Consider the following 24,299-nt stretch of genomic DNA (forward strand, 5'->3'; position numbering starts at 1 on the left):
TTCGCACTGTAGGCAGCGCGGCGCAGGTCCGCGCGGCGGAGCGGGCGCGCGGTCAGCGGCCCATCGTCAGTCCGTCCGCGGCCGCGCCGCGGCTGAGGACCGCCCCGCGGATGTGGTCGAGCGCGTCCTCGTAGTCCTCGCGGTCGGGGTGGGCGGCCAGGGCCACGGGTAGGTCGACCACCCGGCCCGCGTCGGTGTCCATCATCTGCGGGACGAACTCGGCCTTGGTGACCCGCCAGCGCCCGCCGGCCGTCGTGGGCGGCTCGAACCGGAACCGTCCGATGGAGCCGTAGTTCCCGCGCGGGTCCGGCTGGTCCGCGTAGTTGACCATGCGCCCGGAGACCTGGTCGCCCATGCCGTAGACGACCCAGGTGCCGTTGACCTTCTCGTACGCCTGCGGGACGTGTGCGTGCGTGCCCAGGACCAGGTCGACGTCGGGGCGCCCGGCGGTGCGGGCGGCGGTCAGGTCGCGGGCGAGGGAGAGCTGCAGTTCGTCGGGCTCGGTCTGCCACTCGGTGCCCCAGTGCACGCTCACGAGCACCACGTCGGCACCGGCCGCCCGGGCCGTGCGGGCGTCCGTCAGGATCCGGTCCTTCTTGATGAGGTTGACGGCCCAGGGCTGCCCGTCGGGCATCGGATAGCCGTTGGTGTCGTAGGTGTACGCCAGATGGGCGACCTTGGCGGTGCCGGCGGCGTACGTGGTGAGTACCGCCGCCTCGGCCGCCGTGCGGGCGGTGCCGGCGTGCTTCAGGCCCGCCCGGTCGAAGCGCTCGAGGGTGCGCCGGATGCCGTCCGCCCCGTCGTCGAGGCTGTGGTTGGAGGCGGTGGAGCAGCCGTCGTAGCCGGCGTCCTTGAGGGCCTCGGCGAACTGCGGCGGGGACCTGAAGGCGGGGTAGCCCGTGAAGGGCCCCTCCTCCTCGCCGTAGACGGTCTCCATGTGGCACAGGGCCAGGTCGCTGGCCGACACCACCGGCTTGACCTGGGCGAACATGGGGCGGAAGTCGTAGCCCTCGCCGCCGGCGTCGGCCTGTCCGCGCTGGATGACCGAGGGGTGCGGCAGGACGTCGCCGCTGGCGACCAGCGTGAAGCCGCGGCCCGGCGCCGCGGGCGAGCCGGGGGCGGCTCCCGAGGGCCCGGGCCGGTGGCCGCCGGCCAGCCGGGCCGGCGCGGAGCCGGCGGCGCAGCCGGCGGCTCCGGCCGCGAGGAGGGCGGCGGTGAGGGTGGCCGCGGCGCGGCGTGTGCGCTTGCTCATCTGCCCTGCTCTCGATCCCGGGACCATTAATACGACTATCGGATCGGCTGGTGGTCCGACCTCGAATCCACAGCAGGACGGCCGTCACGTCAAGTGACGGCGCCGTGACAACCGGCGGTCGTGGTGCGCGCACCAGCCGTTCGGCGCACCGTTCGACCGTTCGTCGCGCGCAGCGGCCGTCGAACGACGGCGCCGCCCCTGTCGGCGCGCACCGTGCGCAGGACGGTTCCCGGAGCGCCACGCGCAGGTCAGGGTGGGTTCATCAGCCCGCTCGCCCCGGAAGGAGCCTCTTGTGAGCCCCGCCCCCACCCTCACGCGCCCTGGCGCGGCGCAGATCTCCGCACTGCAGCACGAGCACGGCCGGGCGCTGTTCGGATTCCTCCTCACCCTGACCCACGGCGACACCCAGCGCGCCGAAGACCTGGTCCAGGAGACGCTGGTGCGCGCCTGGCAGCACCCGGAGGCCTGGGACGACGAGCACGGCTCCATGCGGCCCTGGCTCTTCACCGTGGGCCGCCGGCTGGCGATCGACGCCCGCCGCGCCCGCCTCTCCCGCCCCCAGGAGGTGGAGGCGGAGGCCCTGGAGCAGCGCCCCGCCCCCGAGGACCACTTCGACACCACGGCGATCGCCATCGACGTGCGGCGCGCAGTGGGCTCCCTCGGGCCCGAACACCGCGAGGTGCTCGTCGAGGTCTACTTCCGCGACCGCTCCGTCGCAGAGGCCGCACAGGAGCTCGGCATCCCCACGGGTACCGTCAAGTCCCGTACGCACTACGCCCTGCGCGCCCTGCGGCAGGGGCTGCCGGGCTACGGCCTCGGGGCCTGACCCGCCCGGCGGGAGCCGTCCGTCCAGAATCCGCCCGCCCGGGCGAGCAGACTGTGCCCACGGCACGGCGATTTCGCCACCAGACCGTTCAACTTGGGTAAACGGCCCCCGCCCGTCCCGCCCCGGCGTGAAGGCTCGGGACTGACGACGGCAGCTCGATGCGCGGGAGTAGGTGGACACGGTGCGCCCCGAGGGTACGAACGGCACCGGCGGCGACGGGGCCGACAGGCTCGCGGTACCGATGGCTTGGTTGTACGCCGAGTACATCGCGGACGAGCTGTTGCGCACCGGGCGGCTGATCCCCGCCAGCAGCCTGGAGTTCCGGGCCGGACGCGACACGCTGGCGCTGACCATCTACCTGTCGGACGCGGCCGGGGAGCTCTCCGGCATCCGCGTCGTCTCCCAGCTCGACGAGTGGCTCTCGCTCACCGCGTACGGCCACCCCTGGCGCGACTGGGCGCAGACCCGCATCCTCCAGCTGGGCGAGGAGGCCCGCGAACGCGGCGGCGAGGACCCCGACCTGGAGCTGGCCCGGGCGGCCTGGCACTGGCTGGACCGTACCGAGCTGTACGCGACCAACCTCGACCAGGCGGCCCTCGACCGGCGCGAGGGCGAGCCGGGGCTCGACGAGAACGCCCGCGTCTGGACCCCGGCCTGGCAGCTCGGGCTGCCGCTCGGACACCTGGCGATGCACCTGTTCTGAAATCCCCGGCGCCGGGCACGCGCCGGCGCACCCGGCCGGGTGGCAGCGGCGGCTCAGCCGGCCGGGAGCGGCCCGGCCGCTGAAGGGTGCACGCCCACCCGGTACTTGGGGACCCGCACGGTGACCTTCATGCCCGCGCCCACGCCGGTCTCGATCACCAGGCCGTACGCGTCCCCGTACACCTGCCGCAGCCGCTCGTCGACGTTGCACAGCCCGATCCCGGAGGAGGCCGGCCCCTCACCCGCCAGCAGCGCCCGCAGCACGGCCGGCTCCATGCCCACGCCGTTGTCCTCGATGGTCACCACGGCCTCGGTGCCGGCGTCGCGGGCGGCGATGACGATGCGGCAGTCCCGCTCGGATGCCCCCAGCCCGTGCTTGACGGCGTTCTCGACCAGTGGCTGCAGGCACAGGAACGGCAGCGCCACCGGCAGCACCTCGGGCGCCACCTGGAGCGTGACGGTGAGCCGGTCGCCGAACCGGGCCCCGGCCAGGGCCAAGTACTGCTCGATGGACCGCAGTTCGTCGTCCAGCTGGGTGAACTCGCCGTGGCTGCGGAAGGAGTAGCGCGTGAAGTCGGCGAACTCCAGCAGCAGCTCCCGGGCCCGCTCGGGATCGGTGCGCACGAACGAGGCGATCGCCGCCAGCGAGTTGAAGATGAAGTGCGGGGAGATCTGGGCGCGCAGCGCCTTGATCTCGGCCTCGATCAGCCGCGTCCGCGAGCGGTCCAGTTCGGCCAGCTCCAGCTGGACGGACACCCAGCGGGCCACCTCGGTCGCAGCCCGCACCAGCACCGCCGACTCGCGCGATCCGTAGGCCACCAGCGCGCCGACCACCCCGTCCTCGCCGGTGAGCGGGGCGATCACCGCCCAGCGCAGCGGACAGCCGGGGTGCGCGCAGTCGGTCTCCACGCTCAGGCTCCGCCCGGAGGCGAGCGGCTGGGCCGCCTTGCCCATCACCACCCCGAGGTGGTGGCCGGCGCCCGGGCCGTCCCAGGCGAGGACCTCGTCGAGGTCGGTCAGGCACAGCGCCTCGGTGCCCAGCAGCGGCCGCAGCCGGCGGACGGCCTTGCGCGCGGTGTCCTCGGTCAGCCCGCCGCGCAGCGGTGGCGCCGCAAGCGAGGCGGTGTGGAGGGTGTGGAAGGTGGCCCGCTCGACGGGGGTGCCCAGGCCCGGACCGCTGCGCCGCACCCCGCGGGCGGCCCAGCAGCGGCCCAGCGCCACGCCGGTGGCCAGCAGGCCGGCCCCGGCCAGTGCCACGCCGAGCACGCTGTCCCCGCTCATGCCGCCCCCCGCTTCCGGAACCCGCTCCCCCGCGCGCCCGCACGACCGGACCGACCGCCCGCGCGTCCACCGTCCGTCCGACCGCCCACGCGCCCACCGTCCGCCCGACCGCCCACGCGCCCACCGTCCGCCCGACCGCCCACGCGCCCACCGTCCGTCCGACCGGACGCCGGACCGCCCGCGGCCAGCTCCTCCGGCAGGTGCAGCCGGGCCAGCACGGCGGCGGTCCCGGCCGGAACCCGGCCCGGAGTGGCGAGGGAGACGAGCACCATCGTGAGGAAGCCCAGCGGCACCGACCACACCGCCGGCCAGGCCACCAGGGTGTGCGTCCAGCCTCCGCCGGTCACCCCGGCGCGGGTGGCCAGCACGGCCGCCAGGGCCGCCCCGCCGCCCACCACCAGCCCGGCGGCCGCACCGGGTGCCGTCAGCCGGCGCCACCAGATGCCCAGCACCAGCAGCGGGCAGCAGGACGAGGCCGAGACGGCGAAGGCCCAGCCGACCGCGTCGGCGACCGGCACGTTGCTGACGAACGCGCTCAGCGTCAGCGGTACGCCCATGGCCGGCAGCGTGGCCAGCCGGAAGTGGCGCACGCCGCGGCCGGGCAGGGCCTCCTGGGTGAGCACCCCGGCCACCGCCATGGTCAGTCCGGAGGCGGTCGAGAGGAACGCGGCGAACGCCCCGCCCGCCAGCAGCGCGCCCAGCAGGTCCCCCGTCACGCCCCCGACCAGCCGCTCCGGGAGGACGAGCACCGCGGCGTCCGCGTTGCCCGAGAGCGCGAGCTCGGGGGCGTAGATCCGGCCGAGGGCCCCGTACACGGGCGGCAGCAGGTAGAACGCACCGACCAGGCCGAGCACGACGAGGGTGGTGCGGCGGGCGGCGGTGCCGTGCGGGCTGGTGTAGAAGCGGACCGCGACGTGCGGCAGGCCCATCGTCCCGAGGAAGGTCGCGAGGATCAGCCCGTACGTGGCGTACAGCGGGTGTTCCTCGCGACTGCCGGCCGCCGCCTGCGACCAGCGGGGGCCGTCGGTGCCGGCCGGGGCGGCGCGCTCGGGCACCGGGGCGCCGGCGGGGAAGCGCAGGGTGGTGCCGGCCTGCACGGTGTGGGCCCCGCGCGCGAGGTCCGCGGGCCGGCCGTCGTACGTCCGGCCGTCGATCCGGCCCGTCACGGTGACCCGCAGCGGCTCGGCGAACTCCAGCCGGACGGTGTCCGCGACGGTGACGGCGGCGTGCTCGCGGAAGGCGGGCGGCTCGGCGAACCGGGCGCGCGGCGCGCCGTCGCCGAGCCAGCCGGCGAGCAGGAAGAGGGCGGGCACCAGCAGCGCGGTGAGCTTGAGCCAGTACTGGAAGGCCTGCACGAAGGTGATGCTGCGCATGCCGCCCGCGGCCACGGCTCCGGTCACCACCAGGGCCACCACCAGGGCTCCGATCCAGTCGGGCGCGCCGGTCATGATGTGCAGGGTCAGGCCGGCGCCCTGGAGCTGCGGCAGCAGGTACAACCAGCCGGTGCCGACGACGAACAGCGCGGCCAGGCGGCGCACGGTGGCGGACTCCAGCCGGGCTTCGGCGAAGTCGGCGAGCGTGTAGGCGCCCGAGCGGCGCAGCGGGGCGGCGACCAGGAGCAGCAGGACGAGGTAGCCGGCGGTGTAGCCGACCGGGTACCAGAGCATCTCGGGGCCCTGCAGCAGGACGAGGCCCGCGATGCCGAGGAAGGAGGCGGCGGAGAGGTACTCGCCGCTGATGGCGGCCGCGTTGAGGCGCGGTCCGACGGTGCGGGAGGCCACGTAGAAGTCGGAGGTGGTGCGCGAGATGCGCAGGCCGCAGGCTCCGAGGAGGACGGTCGCGACGACCACGGCGGTGACGGCGGCGACGGCGTAGCCCTGGTTCACCAGCGGCCGCCCTCGCCGCGCTCGGCCGGATCGGCGACGAGTCCGGTGAAGTCGCGCTCGTTGCGCTCGGCGCGGCGCACGTACCAGCGGGCGACCAGCCAGAGCACGGGGTAGACGGCGCAGCCGAGCACGGCCCACACCAGGGGCGCGGGGGCCCCGCCGGAGGGGGTGTGCGGGAGCGCGAACAGCAGCGGGAGGCTGCCGACGAGCACCACCAGGACGGCCAGGGCCGCGAGGCCGGCGCGCAGCTGGCTGCGCATCAGGGCCCGTACGTACGTGGCGCCGAGGGAGGTCTGCTCGGTGATCTCGGAGCGGGCCGGGGTGGGTCGGCCGGGCGCACGGCGGCGGGCGGCGAGGGGTACGCCGGTGACCACCTCGCGGCGGGGGGCCGGGACGTCGGCTCCCGGGGTGGACCGCGGGGCGGGCTCCGGACGGGGCGTTTCGGCGGACACGCGCGGTCAGCCCCGGGCCCGGCGCAGCAGCAGGTCGCGCAGCTCGCGCGCGTGCCGGCGGCTGACGGACAGTTCGGCGCTGCCCACCCGCACGGTCACGGCCCCGGCGTCCATGCGCAGTTCGTCGATGCGGTCGAGGGAGACCAGGTGCCGGCGGTGGATCCGGACGAACCCCCGCGGGGCCCAGCGCTCCTCCAGCGTGGACAGCGGGATGCGGACCAGGTGGCTGCCGGTGGCGGTGTGGAGCCGGGCGTAGTCCCCCTGGGCCTCGGCGTACGCGATGTCGGCCACGGCCACGAAGCGGGTGACGCCGCCGAGTTCGACGGCTATCTGCTCGGGCGCGGCCGGCCGGGCGGGGACCAGGTACGGGCCCGCTCCGACGGCGCCCGGGGCTCCCGCCCCCGCTTCGGCCGCCCCGGCCGGGGTGGCCGTGCGGGCCGCCTGGTCGCAGACCCGCCGGACGGCTTCGGCCAGCCGTTCGCGGCGCACCGGCTTGAGGACGTAGTCCACCGCCTTGAGGTCGAAGGCCTGGACGGCGAAGCCCTCGTGGGCGGTGACGAACACCAGGTGCGGGGGCCGGGCGAAGCCGGACAGCAGGCGGGCGACGTCGAGTCCGGTCAGCCCGGCCATGTGGATGTCGAGGAACACGACGTCGATGGCGTCCTCGCCGTCGGGGCCGGCCTCCAGCGCGCGGCCGATCCGACGCAGCGCGCCCGTCGCGTCGTTGGCGCCCTCGGCGCTGCGCACCCTCGGGTCGGCCCGCAGGAGGTACAGGAGTTCCTCGAGGGCGGGTCTCTCGTCGTCGACGGCCAGTGCGCGCAGCATGACGCGCAGTGTAAACGGCCTATTTCAGCAGGCGGGAGAGGCGGCGGTCGGCCAGTGGCCTGCCACCGGTCTGGCAGGTGGGGCAGTACTGGAGGGAGGAGTCGGCGAAGGAGACCTCGCGGACGGTGTCCCCGCAGACCGGGCAGGGCTCGCCGGTGCGGCCGTGCACGCGCAGGCCGCTCTTCTTCTCGGCCTTGAGGCGGCCGGCGGCCACCCCTCTGGAGCGTTCCACGGCCTCCGCGAGGGTGGTCTCCAGCGCGGCGTACAGACGGCTCGTCTCCTCGGGGGTCAGCGAGGCCGCGAGTTTGAACGGGGAGGTCTTGGCGGCGTGCAGGATCTCGTCGCTGTAGGCGTTCCCGATGCCGGCGATGACGCTCTGGTCGCGCAGGACGCCCTTGATCTGCCGGCGCTCGCCCTCCAGGAGGGCGGCGAACGCGGCCTCGTCGAAGCCCTCCGCGAGCGGGTCCGGGCCGAGCCGGGCGATGCCGGGCACCTCGGCCGGGTCGTGGACGACGTAGACCGCGAGGCGCTTCTGCGTGCCCGCCTCGGTGAGGTCGAACCCGGCGCCGTCGTCGAGGGCGACGCGCAGCGCGAGGGGGCCCTTTCCGGGTTTCGGCGGGGCGGTCGGCAGGGTGTCCTGCCAGCGCAGCCAGCCGGCCCGGGCGAGGTGGGTGACCAGGTGGAGGTCGCCGACGGCGAGGGCGAGGAACTTTCCGTACCGGGCCGTGCGGCCGGCCGGCCGCCCTTCGAGGGCCGAGGGGGGCGGGTCGTAGGTCTTGAGCACGCTGATCGCCGCGGGCCAGACGTGGGTGACGACCCGCCCGGTGAGGTGCTCGTTCAGGAAGTCCTTGAGGGCTTCCACCTCGGGCAGTTCCGGCATGTTCCTCCGCCTCTCGGTCCTTCCGGCCCCTCCCCCGCTTCCCCGCTCTGCTCCCGGTCTCCTCCCGGTCCGCTCCGGTGCGGTCAGCTCACGACGAACTCGCACCACACGCACTTGCCGCTGCCCCGCGACTCCACGCCCCATACGTCGGCGATGCGGTCGACCAGCATCAGGCCCCGCCCCGACACCCCCGACTCGCCGGCCTCGCGGCGGCGGGGCAGCGCGCTGGAGGCGTCCTCGACCTCGACGCGCAGGCGGCGTTCGGGGCCGGTGAGCACGCGCAGCGTGACGATCGCCGGGCCGTCGGTGTGCATGAGGGCGTTCACCATCAGCTCGTCCGCCACGAGCTCGATCTCGTCGACGCGGTCCCGGGCGCCCCAGGCCCGGACGGCGGCGCCGATCATGTGGCGGGCGGAGGCGAGGGCCTCCGGGTCGCTCTGCGCCACGTGCTGCTGCAGCCGCCCGCCGCCGCGGGGGGCGTCCCCGGCCCGGCGGCGCAGCAGGAGCAGGGCCATGTCGTCGTCGCCGCCGCGCTCGTCGACGACCTCGCACAGCCGGTCGGCGAGCCGGTGCAGCTCACCGGGCCCGGTCCGGACGAGGGAGGTGAGCAGCTGCACCCCGTCGTCGAGGTCGGCACCGGGCTGCTCGACCAGCCCGTCGGTGCACATCAGGAGCGTTTCGCCGGGGTCGAGTTCGACGGTGGTGACGGGGTACTCGAGGCGGCCGAACTCGGCGGACAGCCCGAGCGGCATGCCGCCCTCGACGGGCAGCCGTCGGCAGTCCCCGTTGGGGGCCCGCAGCAGGGGGTCGATGTGCCCGGCGCGCACGATCTGCAGCACGCCGGTGGTCAGGTCGGCCTCGGCGTAGGTGCAGGTGGCGAAGCGGTCCGTGTCGAGCTCGTGCAGGAAGACGGAGGCGCGGGCCATGACGGTCGCGGGCGTGTGGCCCTCGGCGGCGTACGCGCGCAGCACGATGCGCAGCTGGCCCATGACCGCGGCGGCGTGGGTGTCGTGCCCCTGCACGTCGCCGATGACGGCGCCGACCCGGCCGCCGGGCAGTGGGATGACGTCGTACCAGTCGCCGCCGATGTCCCGGCCCATGCGGGCGGAGCGGTAGCGGACGGCGATCTGGGCGCCGGGGACGGCGGGGATCCGGCGCGGCAGCATGGCTTGCTGGAGCCCCTCGGCGAGGTCGTGCTCCTGTTCCAGCAGCATGGCGCGCTGGAGGCTCTGGGCGATGCTGCTGCCGAGCGCGACGAGCAGGTTGCGCTCCTCCTGGGTGAAGCCGTCCTTGTCCTGGTAGAGCAGGCCTATCGCGCCGATCGGGCGGGCCTGGGCGATCAGCGGCAGGTAGGCGGCCGCCGAGATCTCCATGTGCTCGATCCGGTTCCACAGGATGGGGTAGCCGGTGGCGAACTCCCGGGCGGACTCGATGAACCGCGGCTGGAGCGAGCGGACGACCTCGCTCATGGGGTAGCCCTCTTCGATGCGGGTCCAGCGGGTGCCCGGGACGTAGCTGCCGTCGGGCCCCTCGGCCACGAGGTGGATGCGGCCGGACTCGACCAGGCCCATCACCATGCCCATGGTGCCCAGGCGGTCCAGGCCCCGGCTGTCGCCGAGGGCGTCGATGACGTCCTGCACGGTGCGGGCGTGCGCGAGGGCGGCGGTGGTCCCCTCGACGACCGAGGTCTGGCGGCGGCGCTCCTCGTCGAGTCCGAGGCGCTCCGCGGAGTGGCTGAGCTCCTCGGTGGCGTCCCGGACGATGCCGATGATGCGGTACGGCCGGCCCTCGGCGTCCCGCAGGACGCGGCCCTGGGTGTGGGTCCAGCGCAGCCGGCCGTCGCGGCAGCGGATGCGGAAGTAGGCGCCGTAGCTCTCCGTGCCGCTCTTGAGGGCGCTGGAGACCAGCGCGTCGAGGCGGGTCGCCTCGGCGGGCGGCACGCGCGGGGCGAGGGACTCGGGCCGTCCGTCGTACTCGTCCGGCCGGACGTCGAACACCTCGTGCCCGGCCTCGTCCAGGTACATCTGCCCGGTCGCGAGGTCCCAGTCGAAGCTGCCCATGCGGTTCAGGGCGAGGCTCTGGTCCGGGTGTGCGGGCCAGTCGTCCGGCAGCGATACCGTGGTCGGCACCGATCCACCATGACACTGTTTGTCCGTTTCCACGACCGCTCAGGCCGTCTCCAGGGAGGCGCTCGGGTCGGTGCCGTAGGGGGCCTGGGGTGCGCCGTTCGGGTCGGGTGGCGTGTACGGGTCGGCGGGGTCGGAGGGGGCGTAGGGGTCAGCGGGCTGGTACGGGTCCGTGGGCTGGTACGGGTCCGTGGGCTGGTACGGGTCCGTGGGTGCGTACGGGTCCGTGGGTGCGTACGGGTCCGTGGGTGCGTACGGGTCGGCCTGGGCGTACGGGTCCGCCGGTGCGTACGGGTCGGTGGGCGCGAACGGGTCACCGGGGGCGAACGGGTCGTACGGGTCGGTGCCGAGCGGGTCCCCCGGCGCGGTGTACCCGGGTGCGTCGCCCGGGGCGGCGGGCGGGACCGCGGACGGCGCGTCCGGGCGGCCGGGGTCGGGGGCGGCGGGGACCGGGGGCCGCTCGCCGGCGGTACCGGCGGACGGGTCGCCGGCGCCGGTGCCCGCGTCGGGGACCGGGTTCACCGAGGGCAGCGGGGCCGGGGTGTCGACGGGTGCGGGGGCGTCGGCGGGGATCGGGCCGCCGGGGTCGTTCTCGGGCGGCACGTCGGGGGCGCGGTCCTGGGCGCCGTCGTCGCCGGCCTTGCGCTCGATCCAGGTGTTGTTGCCGACGTTGACGATCACGAAGGAGCTGATCAGCTGGGTGGTCGGCTGCACGACGACGACCTGGTCGGGCTGGAAGCCGGGCCACGGCCGGCCCTGGTGCGCGGTCTTGTCCTGGTCCGCGGCGGGCGGCAGGAGCGGGTTGCCGGCGGCGCAGCGCACCCGCGGCAGGCCGTGCTCGTCGACGAGCACGGCGGTACCGGCCTGGAGCACGGCCTGGAAGGACGTGGGGCGGCCGTCCCGGAAGCCGTGGCTGGTGACCCGGGCGTCGGCGCGCAGCACGACCGGGGTGAGGCCGCGCAGGAAGCCGGGGAGCTCGGCCTGGGCGATGCCGGCGGCCTGGGAGAAGGCTTTGGCCTTGTCGGCGTCGGCGCTCAGGTACTCCGCCTGGCGCTCGGTGTCGCAGCTGCCGCGCCGCTCCGTGCCGCCGTAGAGGCCGGGGACGGCGCCGCTGACGCTGCGCAGGGCGGTCCCGGAGCGCTTCGCCTTCGGCGCGGGGGCCCGGTCGGGGGCGCCGGGGGCCTTGCGGGGCGGGGCCGCCCCCGGGGCCGCGGCGGCGTTCGGCGGGGCCGCCTGGCCCCCGCCCGGGACGGAGGGCAGCACCGCGGTGCTGGTGGCGGAGGACGGGGTGAAGGGGTCGGGCCCGGCGGCGGCGACCGACTGGAGGAGGACCTCCTGGGTCGTCTCGGCGCCGGGCTCCCCCGACTCGCCCTCCGAGCAGGCGGCGGCGAGGAGTCCCACCGCCACCGCACATGCGGCGAGGGCCTTGCGACGTACCGGTGCGTGCACGCGAACTCCTCTGCGCCGTTCTCCCTTTCCCACCTTTTGTGCCGGGGCGGGCCGCCGGCCGCAATCAGGAGGGGTCCGAGTGGGGGCACGGGCCCCCCGACCGAGGGTGTTGAACACGTTCAAGAAAGCGCGTAGGCTCGCCGCTGCGAGGAATTGAACACGTTCAAGGGGGATGTCATGTCGGCGCTCGCGTACCTGGTCGACCCTGTGGTGGCCCTGGGCATGCTGGTCGTCGTGCCGGTCGGCCTGCGGCTCGTCGAACCGGCGGGCCCCGAGGGGCCGGCGGTCACGCCGGGGGCGCCGGCGACCGCCGGCGCGTCGGGGCGGACGGCCGCGCTGCGGACCGTCGCCCGCTGGTGGCCGCTCGTCGCGGTGCCCGGGGCCGCGGCCCCGTGGCTGCCGCGCGGCGCCCCGGCCACCGCCCTGGCCGCGGTGTACGCCCTCGGCACGCTCGTCCTGGTGGCGCTCGCCGCCGGCCGGGCAGTCCGGCTGGTGCACACCCGGTCCCTCGGGCCGGCCGAGACCGCGGTGCTGACCGCGCTGGTCTCGCCCGCCGTGGCGGGCACCGCGCTGGTGGCCGAGCGGGCCGGGTACCGGCTGTGGGGCTTCGACCTCGACATCCTGGCGCTGACCGTGCCGCACTTCCACTTCGCCGGCTTCACCGCGGCCCTGGTCGCGGGCCTGGTCTGCCGGACCGTCGCTCCGGGGCCACGGGCGCGCTTCGCCGCGTACAGCGTGCCCGTCGGGACCCTGATCGTCCTCGCGGGCTACTTCACGGGCGACTGGCTGGAGCTGGTGGGGGCGCTCGTCCTCACCGCGGGCATGTGGACGGTCGCGCTGCTGACCTGGCGAGAGCTGCGCGGCACCGGGCCGGACCGGTTCACCCGGGCCCTGCTCGGGGTCTCGGCCGCGGTCCTGCCGGTCACGATGGTGCTGGCGCTCAGCTGGGCGCTCGGCGAGGCCACCGGCCTGCCGCACCTCAGCCTGACGTGGACGGCCGCCACGCACGGCCTGGGCAACGCCCTCGGCTTCGCCCTCTGCTCGGTCCTGGCCTGGCACCGGCTGCGCCGGGACCACGCCCCGCACGCGGACCGGGCCCCGGCACCGGACGCCCGCCCCGGCGACCGGGCCCTGCCCCGACGTCCCGAGGACACGGTCGGCTCCGGGCGGGCCGGCCACCCCGCGCCCACCGCACGGCCGGCGCACGCTCCGCACACCGAACGGACCCAGGAGACCACGGCATGAACCAGGCGTACGAGGCCGACACCCTCAGCTACCCCGAGCGCGGCGCCACCCTGCGCACCCCGCTCCCGGCCGGCTACCACCACCTGCGCCACCGCGCCCGGGTCGGCACCGGCCGGGCCGCGTTCGAGGCGGCCGGCACCGCCGTCACCACCTTCGCCATGCACCGCGCCGCCGGGCTGCGGGTGCGGGCGGACCGCGAGCACGCCGAGCCGGGCGTCCGGCTCGCCAACGCCCTGGGCATCGGGCCGCTGGCCTTCGCGGTGCCGTGCGAGGTGGTCTGGGCGGCGTACGAGCGGGACCTCATGGGGTTCGCGTACGGGACCCGGCCGGGTCACCCGGAGCGGGGCGAGGAGTCCTTCGTCGTCGAGCTGGACGCGGACGGAGCGGTGTGGTTCACGGTGACCGCCTTCAGCCGCCCCGCGACCTGGTACACCCGGCTCGCCGGCCCGGTCGTCCCCTTCCTCCAGATGCGCTTCGCCCGACTGTGCGCGCGGCGGCTGCGCCGGATCGCCGGGGCGGCCTGACGCCCACCCGCCCGCCCGGCGCGCGGGCGCACCGGCTCCTACGGGGGTGGGACCGGGGCGCGCGCGGGCCGGGCGGGCGGCGGGGCGCCCGAGACGGTCTCCGGACGGATACTGGAGACGATGGACTGGTTCTCGGCACCCGGCTACTGGCTGAGCCGACTGGTCTTCCAGCGGGCCCTGGCCGGGCTGTACCTCGTCGCGTTCACCGCCGCCGCCCTCCAGTTCCGGGCGCTGCTCGGCGAGCGCGGCATGCTGCCGATCCCCCGCTACACGGCGTACGTGCGGTTCCGGCACGCCCCGAGCCTGTTCCAACTGCGCTACTCGGACCGGCTCTTCGCCGGCTGCGCCTGGACCGGTGCGGCGCTGGCCGCGGCCGTGGCGGCCGGCGCGGCCGACGCGGTGCCGCTGGGTGCGGCGATGGCCCTCTGGCTGGTGTTGTGGGCGCTGTACCTGTCGATCGTCAACGTCGGCCAGACCTGGTACTCCTTCGGCTGGGAGTCGCTGCTCCTGGAGGCCGGGTTCCTGGCCGTCTTCCTGGGGAACGCCGATGTCGCGCCGCCGGTGCTGGTGCTGTGGCTGCTGCGCTGGGTGGTCTTCCGCGTGGAGTTCGGCGCGGGGCTCATCAAGATGCGCGGGGACCCCTGCTGGCGCCGGCTGACCTGCCTGTACTACCACCACGAGACGCAACCCATGCCCGGCCCGCTCAGCTGGTACTTCCACCATCTGCCCAAGCCGTTGCACCGGGTGGAGTGCGCCGCCAACCACGTCGTGCAACTGCTGGTGCCGGTGCTGCTCCTCACCCCGCAGCCGGTGGCCACGGTCGCGGCGCTGACCATCATCGGCACGCAGCTGTGGCTGGTAGTCTCCGGGAACTTCGCCTGGCTGAACTGGATCACGATCACGCTCGCCGTCTCGGCCGTGGACTTCACGTGGCTGGGCGCGCCGGCCAGGACGGGTGCCGACTTCGGCGGGACGCCGGTCTGGTACGTGGTGCTGGTCTGCGCGCTGACCGCGCTGGTCCTCGTCCTGAGCTACCACCCGGCGCGCAACCTGCTCTCCCGGCGCCAGGTGATGAACCGCTCCTTCGACCCGCTGCACCTGGTCAACACGTACGGGGCCTTCGGCACGGTCGGCCGGATCCGCGACGAGGTGGTGGTCGAGGGGACGTCCGACCCGCTGCCGCGGCGGGACAGCCACTGGCAGGCGTACGAGTTCAGGGGCAAACCGGGTGACGTGACGCGGATGCCGCGCCAGTTCGCCCCGTACCACCTGCGGCTGGACTGGCTGATGTGGTTCGCCGCCCTGTCCCCCGGCTACGCGCGGGACTGGTTCGGTCCGTTCGTGACCCGGCTGCTGGTGAACGACCGGGACACGCTGCGGCTGCTGCGGCACAACCCGTTCCCGGACGCGCCGCCGCTGTACGTGCGGGCGCGGCTGTACCGGTACCGGTTCACGACCTGGCAGGAGCGGCGCGAGACCGGGGCCTGGTGGGACCGCCGGCTGCTGCGGGACTTCCTGCCGCCGACCCGGCTCGCCGCGGAGCGCGAGCCGGGTGGCACGGACGAGCCGACGCCGGAGGAACTCGCCGCGGTCGAGGCCGAGTTCGGCGACGAGGACGTGTACTGACGGTGTCCGCGTGGCCGGGCGCGGGCGTCCGGGCGTCCGACGGCTCAGGCGTTGCGGATGAGGGCGACGAGGTCCTTGCGGCCCGAGGCGGCGATGAGCGCGGTGTCGTCGGCGGAGGCCGCGGCGATGCTGACGCGGGCCGCCTGCACGGCCGCGACCACCGGGTTGCCCTGGCCGCCGGGCTCGCCCCGCTTCTCGTTGAGCTTCTTGGGGTTCAGGTAGTCGTACGTGTCGCCCCGGCCCCGGCGCGCGTCGATCGCCTCCTCGACGCGGCGGACGTCGCGGGCCGCGACGTAGTCGGCCTGGGAGACCTTCGCCCAGACGCCGTCGCCACCGGTGACGAAGAAGTGGTTGGGCGAGCCGTTGGGGTTCAGGGCGCTGTTGTCGACGAGGTAGGTGCGGCCCGAGCCGACCGTCAGGGTCTTGCCGAACAGCGCCTTCCAGCTGCCGTCGGCCTTCGCGAGCAGCTTCTCGACCTGGACGCCGACCTCGACGGCCTCGGCGATGACGGTGGCGTCGTCGATGCCGGCGTGCAGCAGGCTGTTGACCTCTGCGGCGACCGTGGCCGTGGCGCAGTGGCGGTAGGAGTGGCGCTGCAGGGACATGCCCAGCGTGAGCGGGGTGGCGCCCTGGGCGTTCAGGGTGACGACGTTTCCGGTGATCGATGCGGTGGCCATGGCGGATGCTCCCTCGCGGGTCGGTGCCGGCCCCCCTGATGGTCCCGGCGACGTCGGCTTCACAGCACGTTCACTTTGTCGAGGTCCGATGGACGTTTCATAAATGTCGTATGGACGGGCCGTTCACCGCCGGGGCTCCGCGGGCCGGCGGGTCGCGGCACGTCGCGGCCACCGGACCCCACCCCCGTGAGGGTCCGGCGGCACACGGTGCGGCCCGCGGCGGCCGGTGCGGCGGTCGGCGGCCCGGCGCGCGGACGCAGGACGCCCGGGGTCGGACGTCCTGGGCAGCTGCGGTTCCCGACTGACGAAACGCTTCGTTTCGTGTCGTTACGCTGCGACTATGCAGGGAGGCGCAACGCGATGTCAATCTCGGCCGAGCGCTCAGGCGCGGTCGGCGGCGGGCACCAGCGCGGGCTCGAGGGCGGCCAGCACGGTGCGCATGAAGTCCGGCGGTACGGGCCGGGTCCGCAGGAGCCACGTGTGGTAGACCGGGCCGTAGACGAGCTCGACGACCAGCTCGAGGTCCAGGTCCCGGCGGATCTGGCCGGCGTCGCGGGCCGCGGCGAGGCGGGCGACGCACTCGTCGATGGACCCGCGCAGGATGCGGCGCACGCCCTCCGCGGCCACCTCCTCCGACTGCGCGGCGGCGATCAGCCCCCGCCAGACGGCGCCGAAGTCGCTCTCGAAGAGCCCCATGACGTTGGCCGTCTGGGTGGCCAGGTCGGCCATGATGTCGCCGGTGTCCGGGAACCGGGCGGAGGCGTCCCGGTGGATCTCGACGCCTTCGAGGAGGATCGCGGCCTTCGAGGGCCACCAGCGGTAGATGGTGGTCTTCCCGACGCCGGCCTTGGCGGCGATGGCCTCGATGGTGGTGGCGGCGAATCCGCGCTCGACGCAGATGTCGAACGCCGCCGCGACGATGGCCCGGCGGGCCTGCTCACTGCGGCGGGAGGGATCCGGAGGTGCCATGACCGGATCCTATCCAACGCCCCGTCACTCTCCGCGTTCCGTCGCCGCCGCGCACGCGGACGGGGCCCGGCGTCGGACCGGGCCCCCGCACGACGTGCTCATGCGTCGGCGTCGACACCGGCCCGGCGGCCGCCGGGCGCGCGCCGCATCGACCACAGGGCCGGGCCGCCGCCCGGCAGCCGGAACTCGGCGCGCACCGCGAAGCCGAAGTGTGCGTAGAACGGCAGGTTCTCGGGCTTCGAGGACTCCAGGCAGACGGGCAGGCCCGCCGCGTCGGCCCGGGCGAGTCCCGAGCGCAGCAGGGCCGCGCCCTGCCCCCGGCCCTGGGCGGCCGGGTCGGCGCCGATGACGGCGAGGTACCAGTGCGGCTCCCGGGAGGCGTGGTCGGCGGCCGCCTCGACGGCGTCCCTGAACTGCGGGGCCCGGTCCCCGAGGATGTCCATGAGTTCCGCGATGGTGTCCCCGTCGGGCACCGCCTTGGCCTGTGCTTCCGGGGCCACCCAGAACGCTGCCGCCGACCCGGTCCGCTCGCACACGCCGTGCCGGACGTACTGCCGGGTGAACAGGGTCGTGAAGTAGCGGGTCAGCGACGCCGCGCGCGAGGCGTCGTCGGGGAAGAACCAGCGCATCATCGGGTCGTCCTCGAAGGCCCGGGCCAGGGTGCGGGCGACCAGGGGCGCGTCGTCGACGGTGACCGTCTTGGGTGCTTCTGCTCTGGGCATAGGGGTCATTCTGCCTGTACGTGATCTTGATCGGCCGGCCGGGGTGCCGGCGCCTCGGCCGGCGGCGGGTCCCGGCCCGGGCCTCAGCGCCCCCAGGCCGCCAGCAGCTCCGCCTCCCGCTGTGGATCGAGCCCGACCGGCGGGCGGTCGGGCCGGTGCGGCGCGGTGCCGCCGACGGAGCGCAGCCAGGCCCAGGTGTCGTCGACCGTCTCGGCCACCGGCCGGCAGCGCAGCCCGGCGGCCAGCGCCCGGCTGACGTCGGCGCCGTGCACGGCGTCGTGGTCGGCCCCTTCGGGCACCCAGACCGGCAGGTCCGTCCACGGCTCGACGCCCGCGGCCAGGACCGTCTCCGGGTCGGTCCAGCACAGTTCGGCGCGGTCACCGGTGGTGCGGACGCATGCGTCGAGCAACGCGCCCATGGTGGCGTGGCCCGGCGGGGAGACCAGGTCGTACGGGCCGCTCAGCCGGGCCGCGAGGGCGTCCGCGGTCCACCGCGCGAGGTCGCGGACGTCGACGTACTGGATCGGCAGCCCGTGCGGGCCGGGGGCGAGGACCGGGCCGCCGCGCGCGGTGCGGGCCAGCCACCAGGGCAGCCGGCCGATGTTCTCGTACGGCCCGAGGATCAGCCCGGCGCGCACCAGCAGGGTGCGGTCCGGTCCGAACGCCGCCCCGGCCGCGAGTTCACCGCCGCGCTTGGCCTCGGCGTACGGGGCCTCGGCGAGGTCCGGGGCGGAGTCGACGACCGGGGCGTCCTCGGCCGCGCCCGCGGGGGTCGGGTACCGGTAGACGGAACGGCTGGAGACGTACGTCCAGTGGGCCGCGCGCGCGGCGAGCAGCCGGGCCGCGTCCCGGACCGCGACCGGCGCGCCGGACCAGGTGTCGACGACGGCGTCCCACTCCCCCTCGGCCAGGGCCGCGAGCCCGCCGGGAGCGGTGCGGTCCCCGTGCAGCGAACGGACCCCCGCGGGCGGGGCGTGGCGGCCGCGGTGGAACACCGTGACGTCCCAACCGCGCCCGAGGGCCTCCTCGGTGAGGGCGCGGCCGACGAACTCGGTCCCACCCAGTATCAGCAGCTTCATGGGGCCACACTGCCCCGGGGACCGGGCCGGCGGAACCCGCGATCGCGCTCAGCGAAGATCGCCCTCGGCGGAACGGTCCGTCCCCCGCACCGCGTCGGGCGGCCGTCGCGGGGACGTGAACCCGGCGACCCCGAGGTCGGAGCGCATCTCCCGGCGCAGCTCGTGCAGACCGTCACGGGCCGCGTCCAGGTGGGCGCGGATCCGCTGCGGACCGTCGGCCTCCCGCCGGGCGCGGTTCTGCAGGCGCTTGACGATCCCGTACGCCTGGTTGAGTTCGCGGTTGACCGCCGACGCCACCGCCAGCACGGGGTCCGGCACCACCATCTGCGCCTGCGCGTAGCAGGCGCGGTACTCGGCCCGCACCTCGTCCAGCTCGGTGGCCCGCCCGTCCAGCTCGGTGGCCCGCCCGTCCGGCTCCGGGCCGTCCGGCTCCGGCCCGTCCGGCGCGGGCGCGCTCCCGTCCGGCGCGCCCCGGTCCGGCGGCAGCGCGTGCAGTGCGTCGTTGAGGACACCGAAGTAGCGGCGCGCGGCCTGGTTGAGGGCGATGTAGCTCGCCCGGCGCAGGTCCGACATCCGTTCCGCGGCCCGAGCGCTCTCGTCGAGCCGGCGCAGCCGCTCCGCGGTGCTCCGCTCCGCCGCCATCGCGCGTTCCGCGCTGCGCTGGCCGATCCACGTCGCGCACAGCGTCCCGCACACGCCGATGACGGCGACGACCAGTGCCTCCACGGGTGACTCCCCCCTGCCGCGGCCGACCCGCCGACGGGCCCCGCCCGGCTCGACGTTCGGGCTGCCGCGCTGCGCCGATGACAGGGTGCCGCGCGCCCGCGGCCATCGCAACGGATCCCGTCGCGACCGGTGAGTTGCGGGGGCCGCGTCGGTAGCCTTCCCGTATGGAGAACTACTCGGCGGAGAGCGACAAGGGCTCCGGCCAGGACCTGCTGGAGTCGGGTCTGGCACTGCTGCGCAACCACTTACCGGGTCATGCTTCGGTCGAGATCGTGAAGGCACTCGCGGGCGGCTACACCGATGCCCGGGTGATGCTCTGCGACATCGGCAACAAACCGGGCCGGACCGGCGATCCGGTCCTGAACGGTCAGTACATCCTCAAGGCGGGCTTCTCCACCGGGCGTTCCCAGGCCGCGGCCCACCACGCCTTCGCCGCCGGGCTGGGCGAGTTCGGCCGCACGCGGCTCCCGCAGCTGGTCCGCTCGCTCCAGGTCGCGGGCGCGAGCGTCGACGTGTACGACATCGCGGGATTCAGCCTCGACCGGCTGCGCTCGGCCGACCACGTCGACGCGGAGGACCGCGAGGAGTCCTGCGGACGGGCCGCCCGCGAACTGCTCGGCGCACAACTGGACGCGGCGGGAGCGCCCGACTACCAGGGCACGGTCGGGACCGTGCTGCGCGAGTGGCTCGGCCAGGACTTCCCGGAGGACCGGCGCGGCGCCCGCGTGCGCGAGGTCCTCGGCCGGCTCCAGCGCACCGGCCACGTCTTCCGCCACGAGGGCGAGCTCCTGCCGGACCCGCTGGTCATGCTCCACCCCACCCTCGGCGTCGCCGACGGGAACATGCCCTGCTTCCGGGGGCCGGCCCACGGCGACCTGCACCTGCGCAACGTGCTCGTACGCGGCTCCCGACTGACGAAGGACCTCGCGTACTGGCTGATCGACGTCAACTGGGACGTGCCCACGCCCCTCCTGTACGACCACGCCTACCTGGAGCTGTCCGCCCTGCTGTTCGGACTGGGCGGCTCCACCAGCGGCCGGGTGCTCCCGCTGCTCGCCCGGCTCGACGACGAGAAGCTCACGGTGCCCGTCGAGCTGGACTTCAACGACTCCGGGCTCGTCAGCCTCCTGCGGAGCATCCGCGGGCAGACGGACGGCGTGCTGATGTCCCGCGAGCACAAGCGCGTGGACGTGTGGCGCCGCCAGTTGCTCATGGCCCGCATCGCCGCCGGTCTCAACTGGGCCGCCAAGCCCCTGGACGACATGGCGCTGCGGCGCGCCGCGCTGGCCAGCGCCGGCTGGGCCGCGCGCCTGCTGCTGCGCGAGCACCACCAGGAGCTGTGGGTCGACATCGCGGCGGAGATCGGTACGAGCACCGCCGGGGCGGCCGCCGCCACCGGGGCGAAGCCGGTCACCGCGCAGGAGGCGCTGCGCCGCTGGAAGCCGTTCCGGCAGACGCACGGCGGGATCGACCTGTTCCTGATCGCCGACGAGGTCGCCTCCAGGCCGGAGTTGTCGGCACTGGCGCACTGCGGCTGGGCGACCGTGATCGACCTCGATCCGGACAGCGACGGCGACGGCCTGTCCAGCGTGGTCGTGCCCGAGCTCGCGGATCGCCGCCACGTCAGCGTCTTCGGCGCCAACCGGATGCCCGTACCGCCCGGCAACGCGACGAACTGGCTCATGGCCAACGGCTGGACGACCCACGACGAGCCGGCCACCGACTCGGACCGGCTGTGGCGCCGCCGCGGTCACCTCCAGCGGGTACGGCAGCTCATCGACGAGACCCACGAGGGCACCCCGCACCAGTCGGCGGCCGTCCTGGTCCTGCGCTCCGGGGCGCACGACGGGGAGATCGACTCGGTGATCGAGTACATCGACGAGCGGTACGACGGGATCACCGAGCTCCTCGAACTCGCCCAGGCCCCGGCCGTGGACGGGTTCGACATCGACGCGTTCCTCGGCGTGGTCGCCGAATCCCTGCCCCCTGAGGGGAGCGGTTCGACGCCGTCGCTGCCGGGCCTCGAAGGACGCCGCTGGGCCCTCAAATGGTCCGATCTGCACCGGTTGTCGGTCGACCTGGAGGTGCTGCACTCCGAGATCCTGTCCGGCACGGAGGGCACCCAGCAGCTCACGGACGAGTTCTGGCGCGGCCGACCGCCCACCTGGCACGAGCTCGAGATCCCCATCGACGTCCGGCGGGACGCCTATCCCGGCCTGCTCAAGGACGTGACGCAGCGCCTGAGCGACCACCAGCTCGCCACCGTCCACCTGGACCACTCCCCGGGCGCGGGCGGTACCACGCTGGCCCGCCGCGTGGCGTGGGACCTGCACCGCAGCTATCCGACCGTGCTCCTGAGGCAGTACTCGGAGACGACGGCCGACCGGATCGACGAGATCTACCAGGAGACCGGATTCCCCGCGCTCGTGATCGCGGAGTCCGCCATCCTGCCGGAGTACGACCGCGACGAGCTGGTCCACTCCCTGGCCCAGAGCAACACCCGTGCCGTGCTGCTGTGGGTCAACCGCACCAACGCCGACCGCAAGGAGACCAAGCACAAGCTGCTGGACCCGCTCCAGGGCACCGAACGCGAACGCTTCCTGCAGAAGTTCCGGGAACGCGCGGAAACGGACCGGGCGCGCCGGCTCCTGGACGGCCTCGCCACGGACGCCGGGGACGTCGTGGCCGCACCGAAGCTCTCGCCGTTCTTCTTCGGCCTGTGCGTGTACGAGGAGCAGTTCGAAGGCATCGCCTCCTACGTCCGCAACCACTTCACCGGCCTCACCCGGGAACGGAAGGAGCTGGCCCGCCACCTCGCGCTCCTCACCCGCTACGGCCAGGAGCGCGGGCTGCCGATCGTCATGGTCGACGCCTGGCTGGGGCACGACCGACCGCTCTACTCGCCGCTGACCGACGCGGAGCTCACCGAGCTCCTGGGCCCGGACCTGCGGCACCTGGTCGTCACCGAGCGCGGCGCCCTGCGCCTGCTGCACCCCCTGATCGCGGAGTCCGTCCTGAGCGGCGAGTTCGACGGCGAGCGCTACGGCCTCGGCAAGATCTCCGTGGACTTCATCCGGAAGACGACGAAGCTGCTCGGCCCCAACAACATGACGACGACGGGCCTGCTCAACGAGCTGTTCACCCGGCGCACCAGCTCGTCCGGCTACGGCCAGAAGCCCGACAACTTCTCGGAGCTCATCGAGTCCATGTCGAAGGAAGCCGGCGCCGAGGTGTTCGAGGTGCTCACCACGCAGTGCCCGGACAACGCGCACTTCTGGAACCACCGGGGCCGCTTCGCCATCTACAAGGTCAAGACCGACTTCGGCAAGGCCGAGGGATTCGTCCTCAAGGCCGTGGAGAAGTCGCACGGCCGGGACGCCACCCACTGGCACACCCTGGGCATGGTGCGGCGGTTCTGGATCGAGAACAAGCTCAACCAGATCCTGCGGGACACCACGGGAGGGCATACCCCGGAGGAGCTCCTCACGGAGGTCGAGCCGCTGTTCGACCTCGCGATGGAGGCGTTCACCGCCGCCAGCAAGTTCAAGAACACGGAATTCACGTGGTCGACCCCGATCCAGCTCATCGCCACGGTCGTGGAGCGCCTGTGGAAGACCTCGGGCGAGGAGAGCCTGGCGGACTTCATGGAGGGCGACGACAGCACGGCCGTCTGGGTCACCGAGCAGATCGGGCGCGCCGAGGAGCTCCTCGACAACCTCCGGAACCTCAACGCCGAGGGACAGTACTACCAGAAGCTCGACAACAAGCTGACGGCGCTCTACGGCGACGTCGAGCGGCTCGTGGAGCAGTGGCAGGAACTGCGCAGCCGCGGCAAGGACAACCCCGAGGTGGACGTGGCCATCGCCCGCACGCTGTACGCGAAGGGCGGCCGCGACTGGTCCCGGCTCCCGGTGGAGCAGGCCCGCACCATAGCCGAGATGACGGGCGCGTCCGTCGACAGCGGGCGGGCCACCGACGCGGACCTGCGCCTGTGGTTCCAGTCCTACCGGCGCATCCCCGAGTACTCGGAGACGCACGCGCTGGAGCGTCTCGCATGGTTCGCGTCCGAGCGCAACAGCCTCGACGCGAACTACTACCTCTACATCCTGCACTTCGTCATCTGGCACCGCGGGGACGCCCAGGACGAGGACCGCATCCGCTACTACCTCGAGGAGTGCAAGCGCCTGAGCCGGCAGCACCGCAGGCAGTGGAGCTTCGAGTGGTTCGGCAGCAGCTCGCGGCAGCACCCGCTGGTGCACTTCAGCGAGATGGGCCGGCAGCGCTACGGGCCGAGCGGGTTCTGGAGCCGTCCGCAGGAGCTCGCACGCGTGAGCGGTGTGATCGAGGAGATCAAGAGTCCCCAGTCCGGACGGCTGAGGGTGGCCCGCAGCCAGCTGCCGGCCTTCTTCACCCCCCGCAACCGGTTCCGGCAGACCCGTGACGTGAACGAGTCCGTCGAGTTCTACCTCGGATTCAGCTACGAGGGACTGCGCGCCTGGGAGCCCACCTATCCGGGAGAGACGCCGGAGGCGCTGACCAACGCGGAGCCGCTCGGCGCGCTCCCGCCCCCGGGCGCGTCGAAGCCGGCACTGCTCCTCCCCGGCGCCGGCACCGGCCTCGCCGCCGCAGCCCCCGTCGCCGGAGCGGCCCCGGTGGCCCCGGCCGCCGACCCGGGAGCCGAGTCGGCCGGGGACGTCGTCCGGGCCGCCCCGGCCCGTACCCCGGGGCCGTACCGCGTCGACCCCGCCGTGCTGCGTTCCCTGGCCTCACGGCCGCGCGGCCGCGGCGGTCCGGAGGACTTCAAGAGGGCTGTGCACGACCTGCTGCGGCGGGCCCGGAGCGAGGACCGTCCGCTGAGCTCGCTGGAGCTCGGGCAGGCACTGCAGAGCACCTTCGGCCTGGAGGCGTACGACCGGTTCCGCAAGGAGCAGGGGAAGGGCGGGTTGAAGGCCGCCGTGGAGACCCTCGGCTTCCGGGTCGTACCGACGCGGCAGGGGTTCGACGTCGAGCTGCCGTAGCCGTCGGTGCCGCGTGGCGGCGCCCCCGCGCCGG

19 protein-coding genes are annotated in these 24,299 nt (G+C 74.5%); 6 read left to right on the forward strand and 13 right to left on the reverse strand.

Annotation, left to right across the window (positions count from 1 at the left end; translation table 11 throughout):
- Window positions 1-52: 52 nt before the first annotated feature.
- On the reverse strand, window positions 53-1,252 hold the full coding sequence (locus tag ACIQCH_RS09235) for a CapA family protein (RefSeq protein WP_402579612.1): 1,200 nt from the start codon (window positions 1,250-1,252) through the stop codon (window positions 53-55).
- 292 nt (window positions 1,253-1,544) lie between these two features.
- On the opposite strand from ACIQCH_RS09235, the gene ACIQCH_RS09240 reads away from it, so the two are divergent.
- Together ACIQCH_RS09240 and ACIQCH_RS09245 are read left to right on the forward strand one after the other, a co-directional pair.
- Window positions 1,545-2,078, forward strand: a complete 534-nt coding sequence (locus ACIQCH_RS09240; RefSeq protein WP_402579614.1) for a sigma-70 family RNA polymerase sigma factor — start codon at window positions 1,545-1,547, stop codon at window positions 2,076-2,078.
- 181 nt (window positions 2,079-2,259) lie between these two features.
- Window positions 2,260-2,781 carry a hypothetical protein gene (locus tag ACIQCH_RS09245; protein ID WP_402579616.1) on the forward strand — a complete coding sequence of 174 codons (522 nt, stop codon included), beginning with the start codon at window positions 2,260-2,262 and terminating at the stop codon, window positions 2,779-2,781.
- 53 nt (window positions 2,782-2,834) lie between these two features.
- On the opposite strand, the gene ACIQCH_RS09250 is transcribed toward ACIQCH_RS09245, so the two are convergent.
- From ACIQCH_RS09250 to ACIQCH_RS09280, 7 genes are all read right to left on the reverse strand, one after another.
- Complete coding sequence (locus ACIQCH_RS09250; RefSeq protein ID WP_402579618.1) at window positions 2,835-4,061, reverse strand: sensor histidine kinase; 1,227 nt, start codon at window positions 4,059-4,061, stop codon at window positions 2,835-2,837.
- Complete coding sequence (locus ACIQCH_RS09255; RefSeq protein WP_402579620.1) at window positions 4,058-5,947, reverse strand: cation acetate symporter; 1,890 nt, start codon at window positions 5,945-5,947, stop codon at window positions 4,058-4,060. The genes ACIQCH_RS09250 and ACIQCH_RS09255 overlap by 4 nt, the downstream gene beginning before the upstream one ends.
- A complete protein-coding gene (locus tag ACIQCH_RS09260; protein WP_402579842.1) occupies window positions 5,944-6,321 on the reverse strand; it encodes a hypothetical protein in 378 nt (125 codons plus the stop codon). The genes ACIQCH_RS09255 and ACIQCH_RS09260 overlap by 4 nt, the downstream gene beginning before the upstream one ends.
- Window positions 6,322-6,405: 84 nt before the next feature.
- The gene (locus ACIQCH_RS09265; RefSeq protein ID WP_402579622.1) at window positions 6,406-7,224 is read right to left on the reverse strand and encodes a LytR/AlgR family response regulator transcription factor; all 819 of its coding nucleotides are present in this window, start codon (window positions 7,222-7,224) and stop codon (window positions 6,406-6,408) included.
- Window positions 7,225-7,243: 19 nt separating this feature from the next.
- The gene (locus tag ACIQCH_RS09270) at window positions 7,244-8,104 is read right to left on the reverse strand and encodes an Fpg/Nei family DNA glycosylase (protein WP_402579624.1); all 861 of its coding nucleotides are present in this window, start codon (window positions 8,102-8,104) and stop codon (window positions 7,244-7,246) included.
- 83 nt (window positions 8,105-8,187) lie between these two features.
- Window positions 8,188-10,233, reverse strand: coding sequence for a SpoIIE family protein phosphatase (locus ACIQCH_RS09275; RefSeq protein WP_402579626.1), 2,046 nt, complete (start codon window positions 10,231-10,233; stop codon window positions 8,188-8,190).
- Between the two features lie 39 nt (window positions 10,234-10,272).
- Complete coding sequence (locus tag ACIQCH_RS09280) at window positions 10,273-11,679, reverse strand: DUF6777 domain-containing protein (protein WP_402579628.1); 1,407 nt, start codon at window positions 11,677-11,679, stop codon at window positions 10,273-10,275.
- Window positions 11,680-11,856: 177 nt separating this feature from the next.
- Between ACIQCH_RS09280 and ACIQCH_RS09285 the strand changes: the two genes are divergently transcribed.
- The 3 genes from ACIQCH_RS09285 (at window position 11,857) to ACIQCH_RS09295 (ending at window position 15,074) form a co-directional block, all read left to right on the forward strand.
- Window positions 11,857-12,924 carry a YndJ family protein gene (locus ACIQCH_RS09285; RefSeq protein WP_402579630.1) on the forward strand — a complete coding sequence of 356 codons (1,068 nt, stop codon included), beginning with the start codon at window positions 11,857-11,859 and terminating at the stop codon, window positions 12,922-12,924.
- Window positions 12,921-13,448, forward strand: coding sequence for a DUF1990 family protein (locus ACIQCH_RS09290; protein ID WP_402579632.1), 528 nt, complete (start codon window positions 12,921-12,923; stop codon window positions 13,446-13,448). Before ACIQCH_RS09285 ends, ACIQCH_RS09290 begins: the two co-directional genes overlap by 4 nt.
- Before the next feature lie 120 nt (window positions 13,449-13,568).
- Complete coding sequence (locus tag ACIQCH_RS09295; RefSeq protein ID WP_402579634.1) at window positions 13,569-15,074, forward strand: lipase maturation factor family protein; 1,506 nt, start codon at window positions 13,569-13,571, stop codon at window positions 15,072-15,074.
- A gap of 44 nt (window positions 15,075-15,118) precedes the next feature.
- Here the strand turns inward: ACIQCH_RS09295 and ACIQCH_RS09300 are convergent, their stop codons facing one another.
- From ACIQCH_RS09300 to ACIQCH_RS09320, 5 genes are all read right to left on the reverse strand, one after another.
- Window positions 15,119-15,751, reverse strand: coding sequence for a hypothetical protein (locus ACIQCH_RS09300; RefSeq protein ID WP_402579636.1), 633 nt, complete (start codon window positions 15,749-15,751; stop codon window positions 15,119-15,121).
- Between the two features lie 381 nt (window positions 15,752-16,132).
- The gene (locus ACIQCH_RS09305) at window positions 16,133-16,720 is read right to left on the reverse strand and encodes a TetR/AcrR family transcriptional regulator C-terminal ligand-binding domain-containing protein (RefSeq protein ID WP_402579638.1); all 588 of its coding nucleotides are present in this window, start codon (window positions 16,718-16,720) and stop codon (window positions 16,133-16,135) included.
- A 98-nt stretch (window positions 16,721-16,818) separates the two neighbouring features.
- Complete coding sequence (locus ACIQCH_RS09310; protein ID WP_402579640.1) at window positions 16,819-17,442, reverse strand: GNAT family N-acetyltransferase; 624 nt, start codon at window positions 17,440-17,442, stop codon at window positions 16,819-16,821.
- 83 nt (window positions 17,443-17,525) lie between these two features.
- Window positions 17,526-18,521: an NAD-dependent epimerase/dehydratase family protein gene (locus ACIQCH_RS09315; protein WP_402579642.1), complete on the reverse strand. Its 996-nt coding sequence runs from the start codon at window positions 18,519-18,521 to the stop codon at window positions 17,526-17,528.
- A 48-nt stretch (window positions 18,522-18,569) separates the two neighbouring features.
- On the reverse strand, window positions 18,570-19,247 hold the full coding sequence (locus ACIQCH_RS09320; RefSeq protein WP_402579643.1) for a hypothetical protein: 678 nt from the start codon (window positions 19,245-19,247) through the stop codon (window positions 18,570-18,572).
- 164 nt (window positions 19,248-19,411) lie between these two features.
- On the opposite strand from ACIQCH_RS09320, the gene ACIQCH_RS09325 reads away from it, so the two are divergent.
- Window positions 19,412-24,265, forward strand: a complete 4,854-nt coding sequence (locus ACIQCH_RS09325; RefSeq protein WP_402579645.1) for a hypothetical protein — start codon at window positions 19,412-19,414, stop codon at window positions 24,263-24,265.
- Window positions 24,266-24,299 lie beyond the last annotated feature (34 nt).

Origin of the sequence: Streptomyces sp. NPDC093225, from assembly GCF_044753805.1 — a bacterium.
Taxonomy (GTDB): Bacteria; Actinomycetota; Actinomycetes; order Streptomycetales; family Streptomycetaceae; genus Streptomyces.

What these genes read in the sequence shown, in the direction of transcription:
- ACIQCH_RS09250 (WP_402579618.1), bottom strand. Translation starts at nt 4,061, where the DNA reads ATGAGCGGGGACAGCGTGCTCGGCGTGGCACTGGCCGGGGCCGGCCTG.
- ACIQCH_RS09310 (WP_402579640.1), bottom strand. Translation starts at nt 17,442, where the DNA reads ATGCCCAGAGCAGAAGCACCCAAGACGGTCACCGTCGACGACGCGCCC.
- ACIQCH_RS09325 (WP_402579645.1), top strand. Translation starts at nt 19,412, where the DNA reads ATGGAGAACTACTCGGCGGAGAGCGACAAGGGCTCCGGCCAGGACCTG.
- ACIQCH_RS09300 (WP_402579636.1), bottom strand. Translation starts at nt 15,751, where the DNA reads ATGGCCACCGCATCGATCACCGGAAACGTCGTCACCCTGAACGCCCAG.
- ACIQCH_RS09270 (WP_402579624.1), bottom strand. Translation starts at nt 8,104, where the DNA reads ATGCCGGAACTGCCCGAGGTGGAAGCCCTCAAGGACTTCCTGAACGAG.
- ACIQCH_RS09290 (WP_402579632.1), top strand. Translation starts at nt 12,921, where the DNA reads ATGAACCAGGCGTACGAGGCCGACACCCTCAGCTACCCCGAGCGCGGC.
- ACIQCH_RS09295 (WP_402579634.1), top strand. Translation starts at nt 13,569, where the DNA reads ATGGACTGGTTCTCGGCACCCGGCTACTGGCTGAGCCGACTGGTCTTC.
- ACIQCH_RS09305 (WP_402579638.1), bottom strand. Translation starts at nt 16,720, where the DNA reads ATGGCACCTCCGGATCCCTCCCGCCGCAGTGAGCAGGCCCGCCGGGCC.
- ACIQCH_RS09235 (WP_402579612.1), bottom strand. Translation starts at nt 1,252, where the DNA reads ATGAGCAAGCGCACACGCCGCGCCGCGGCCACCCTCACCGCCGCCCTC.
- ACIQCH_RS09265 (WP_402579622.1), bottom strand. Translation starts at nt 7,224, where the DNA reads ATGCTGCGCGCACTGGCCGTCGACGACGAGAGACCCGCCCTCGAGGAA.
- ACIQCH_RS09285 (WP_402579630.1), top strand. Translation starts at nt 11,857, where the DNA reads ATGTCGGCGCTCGCGTACCTGGTCGACCCTGTGGTGGCCCTGGGCATG.
- ACIQCH_RS09315 (WP_402579642.1), bottom strand. Translation starts at nt 18,521, where the DNA reads ATGAAGCTGCTGATACTGGGTGGGACCGAGTTCGTCGGCCGCGCCCTC.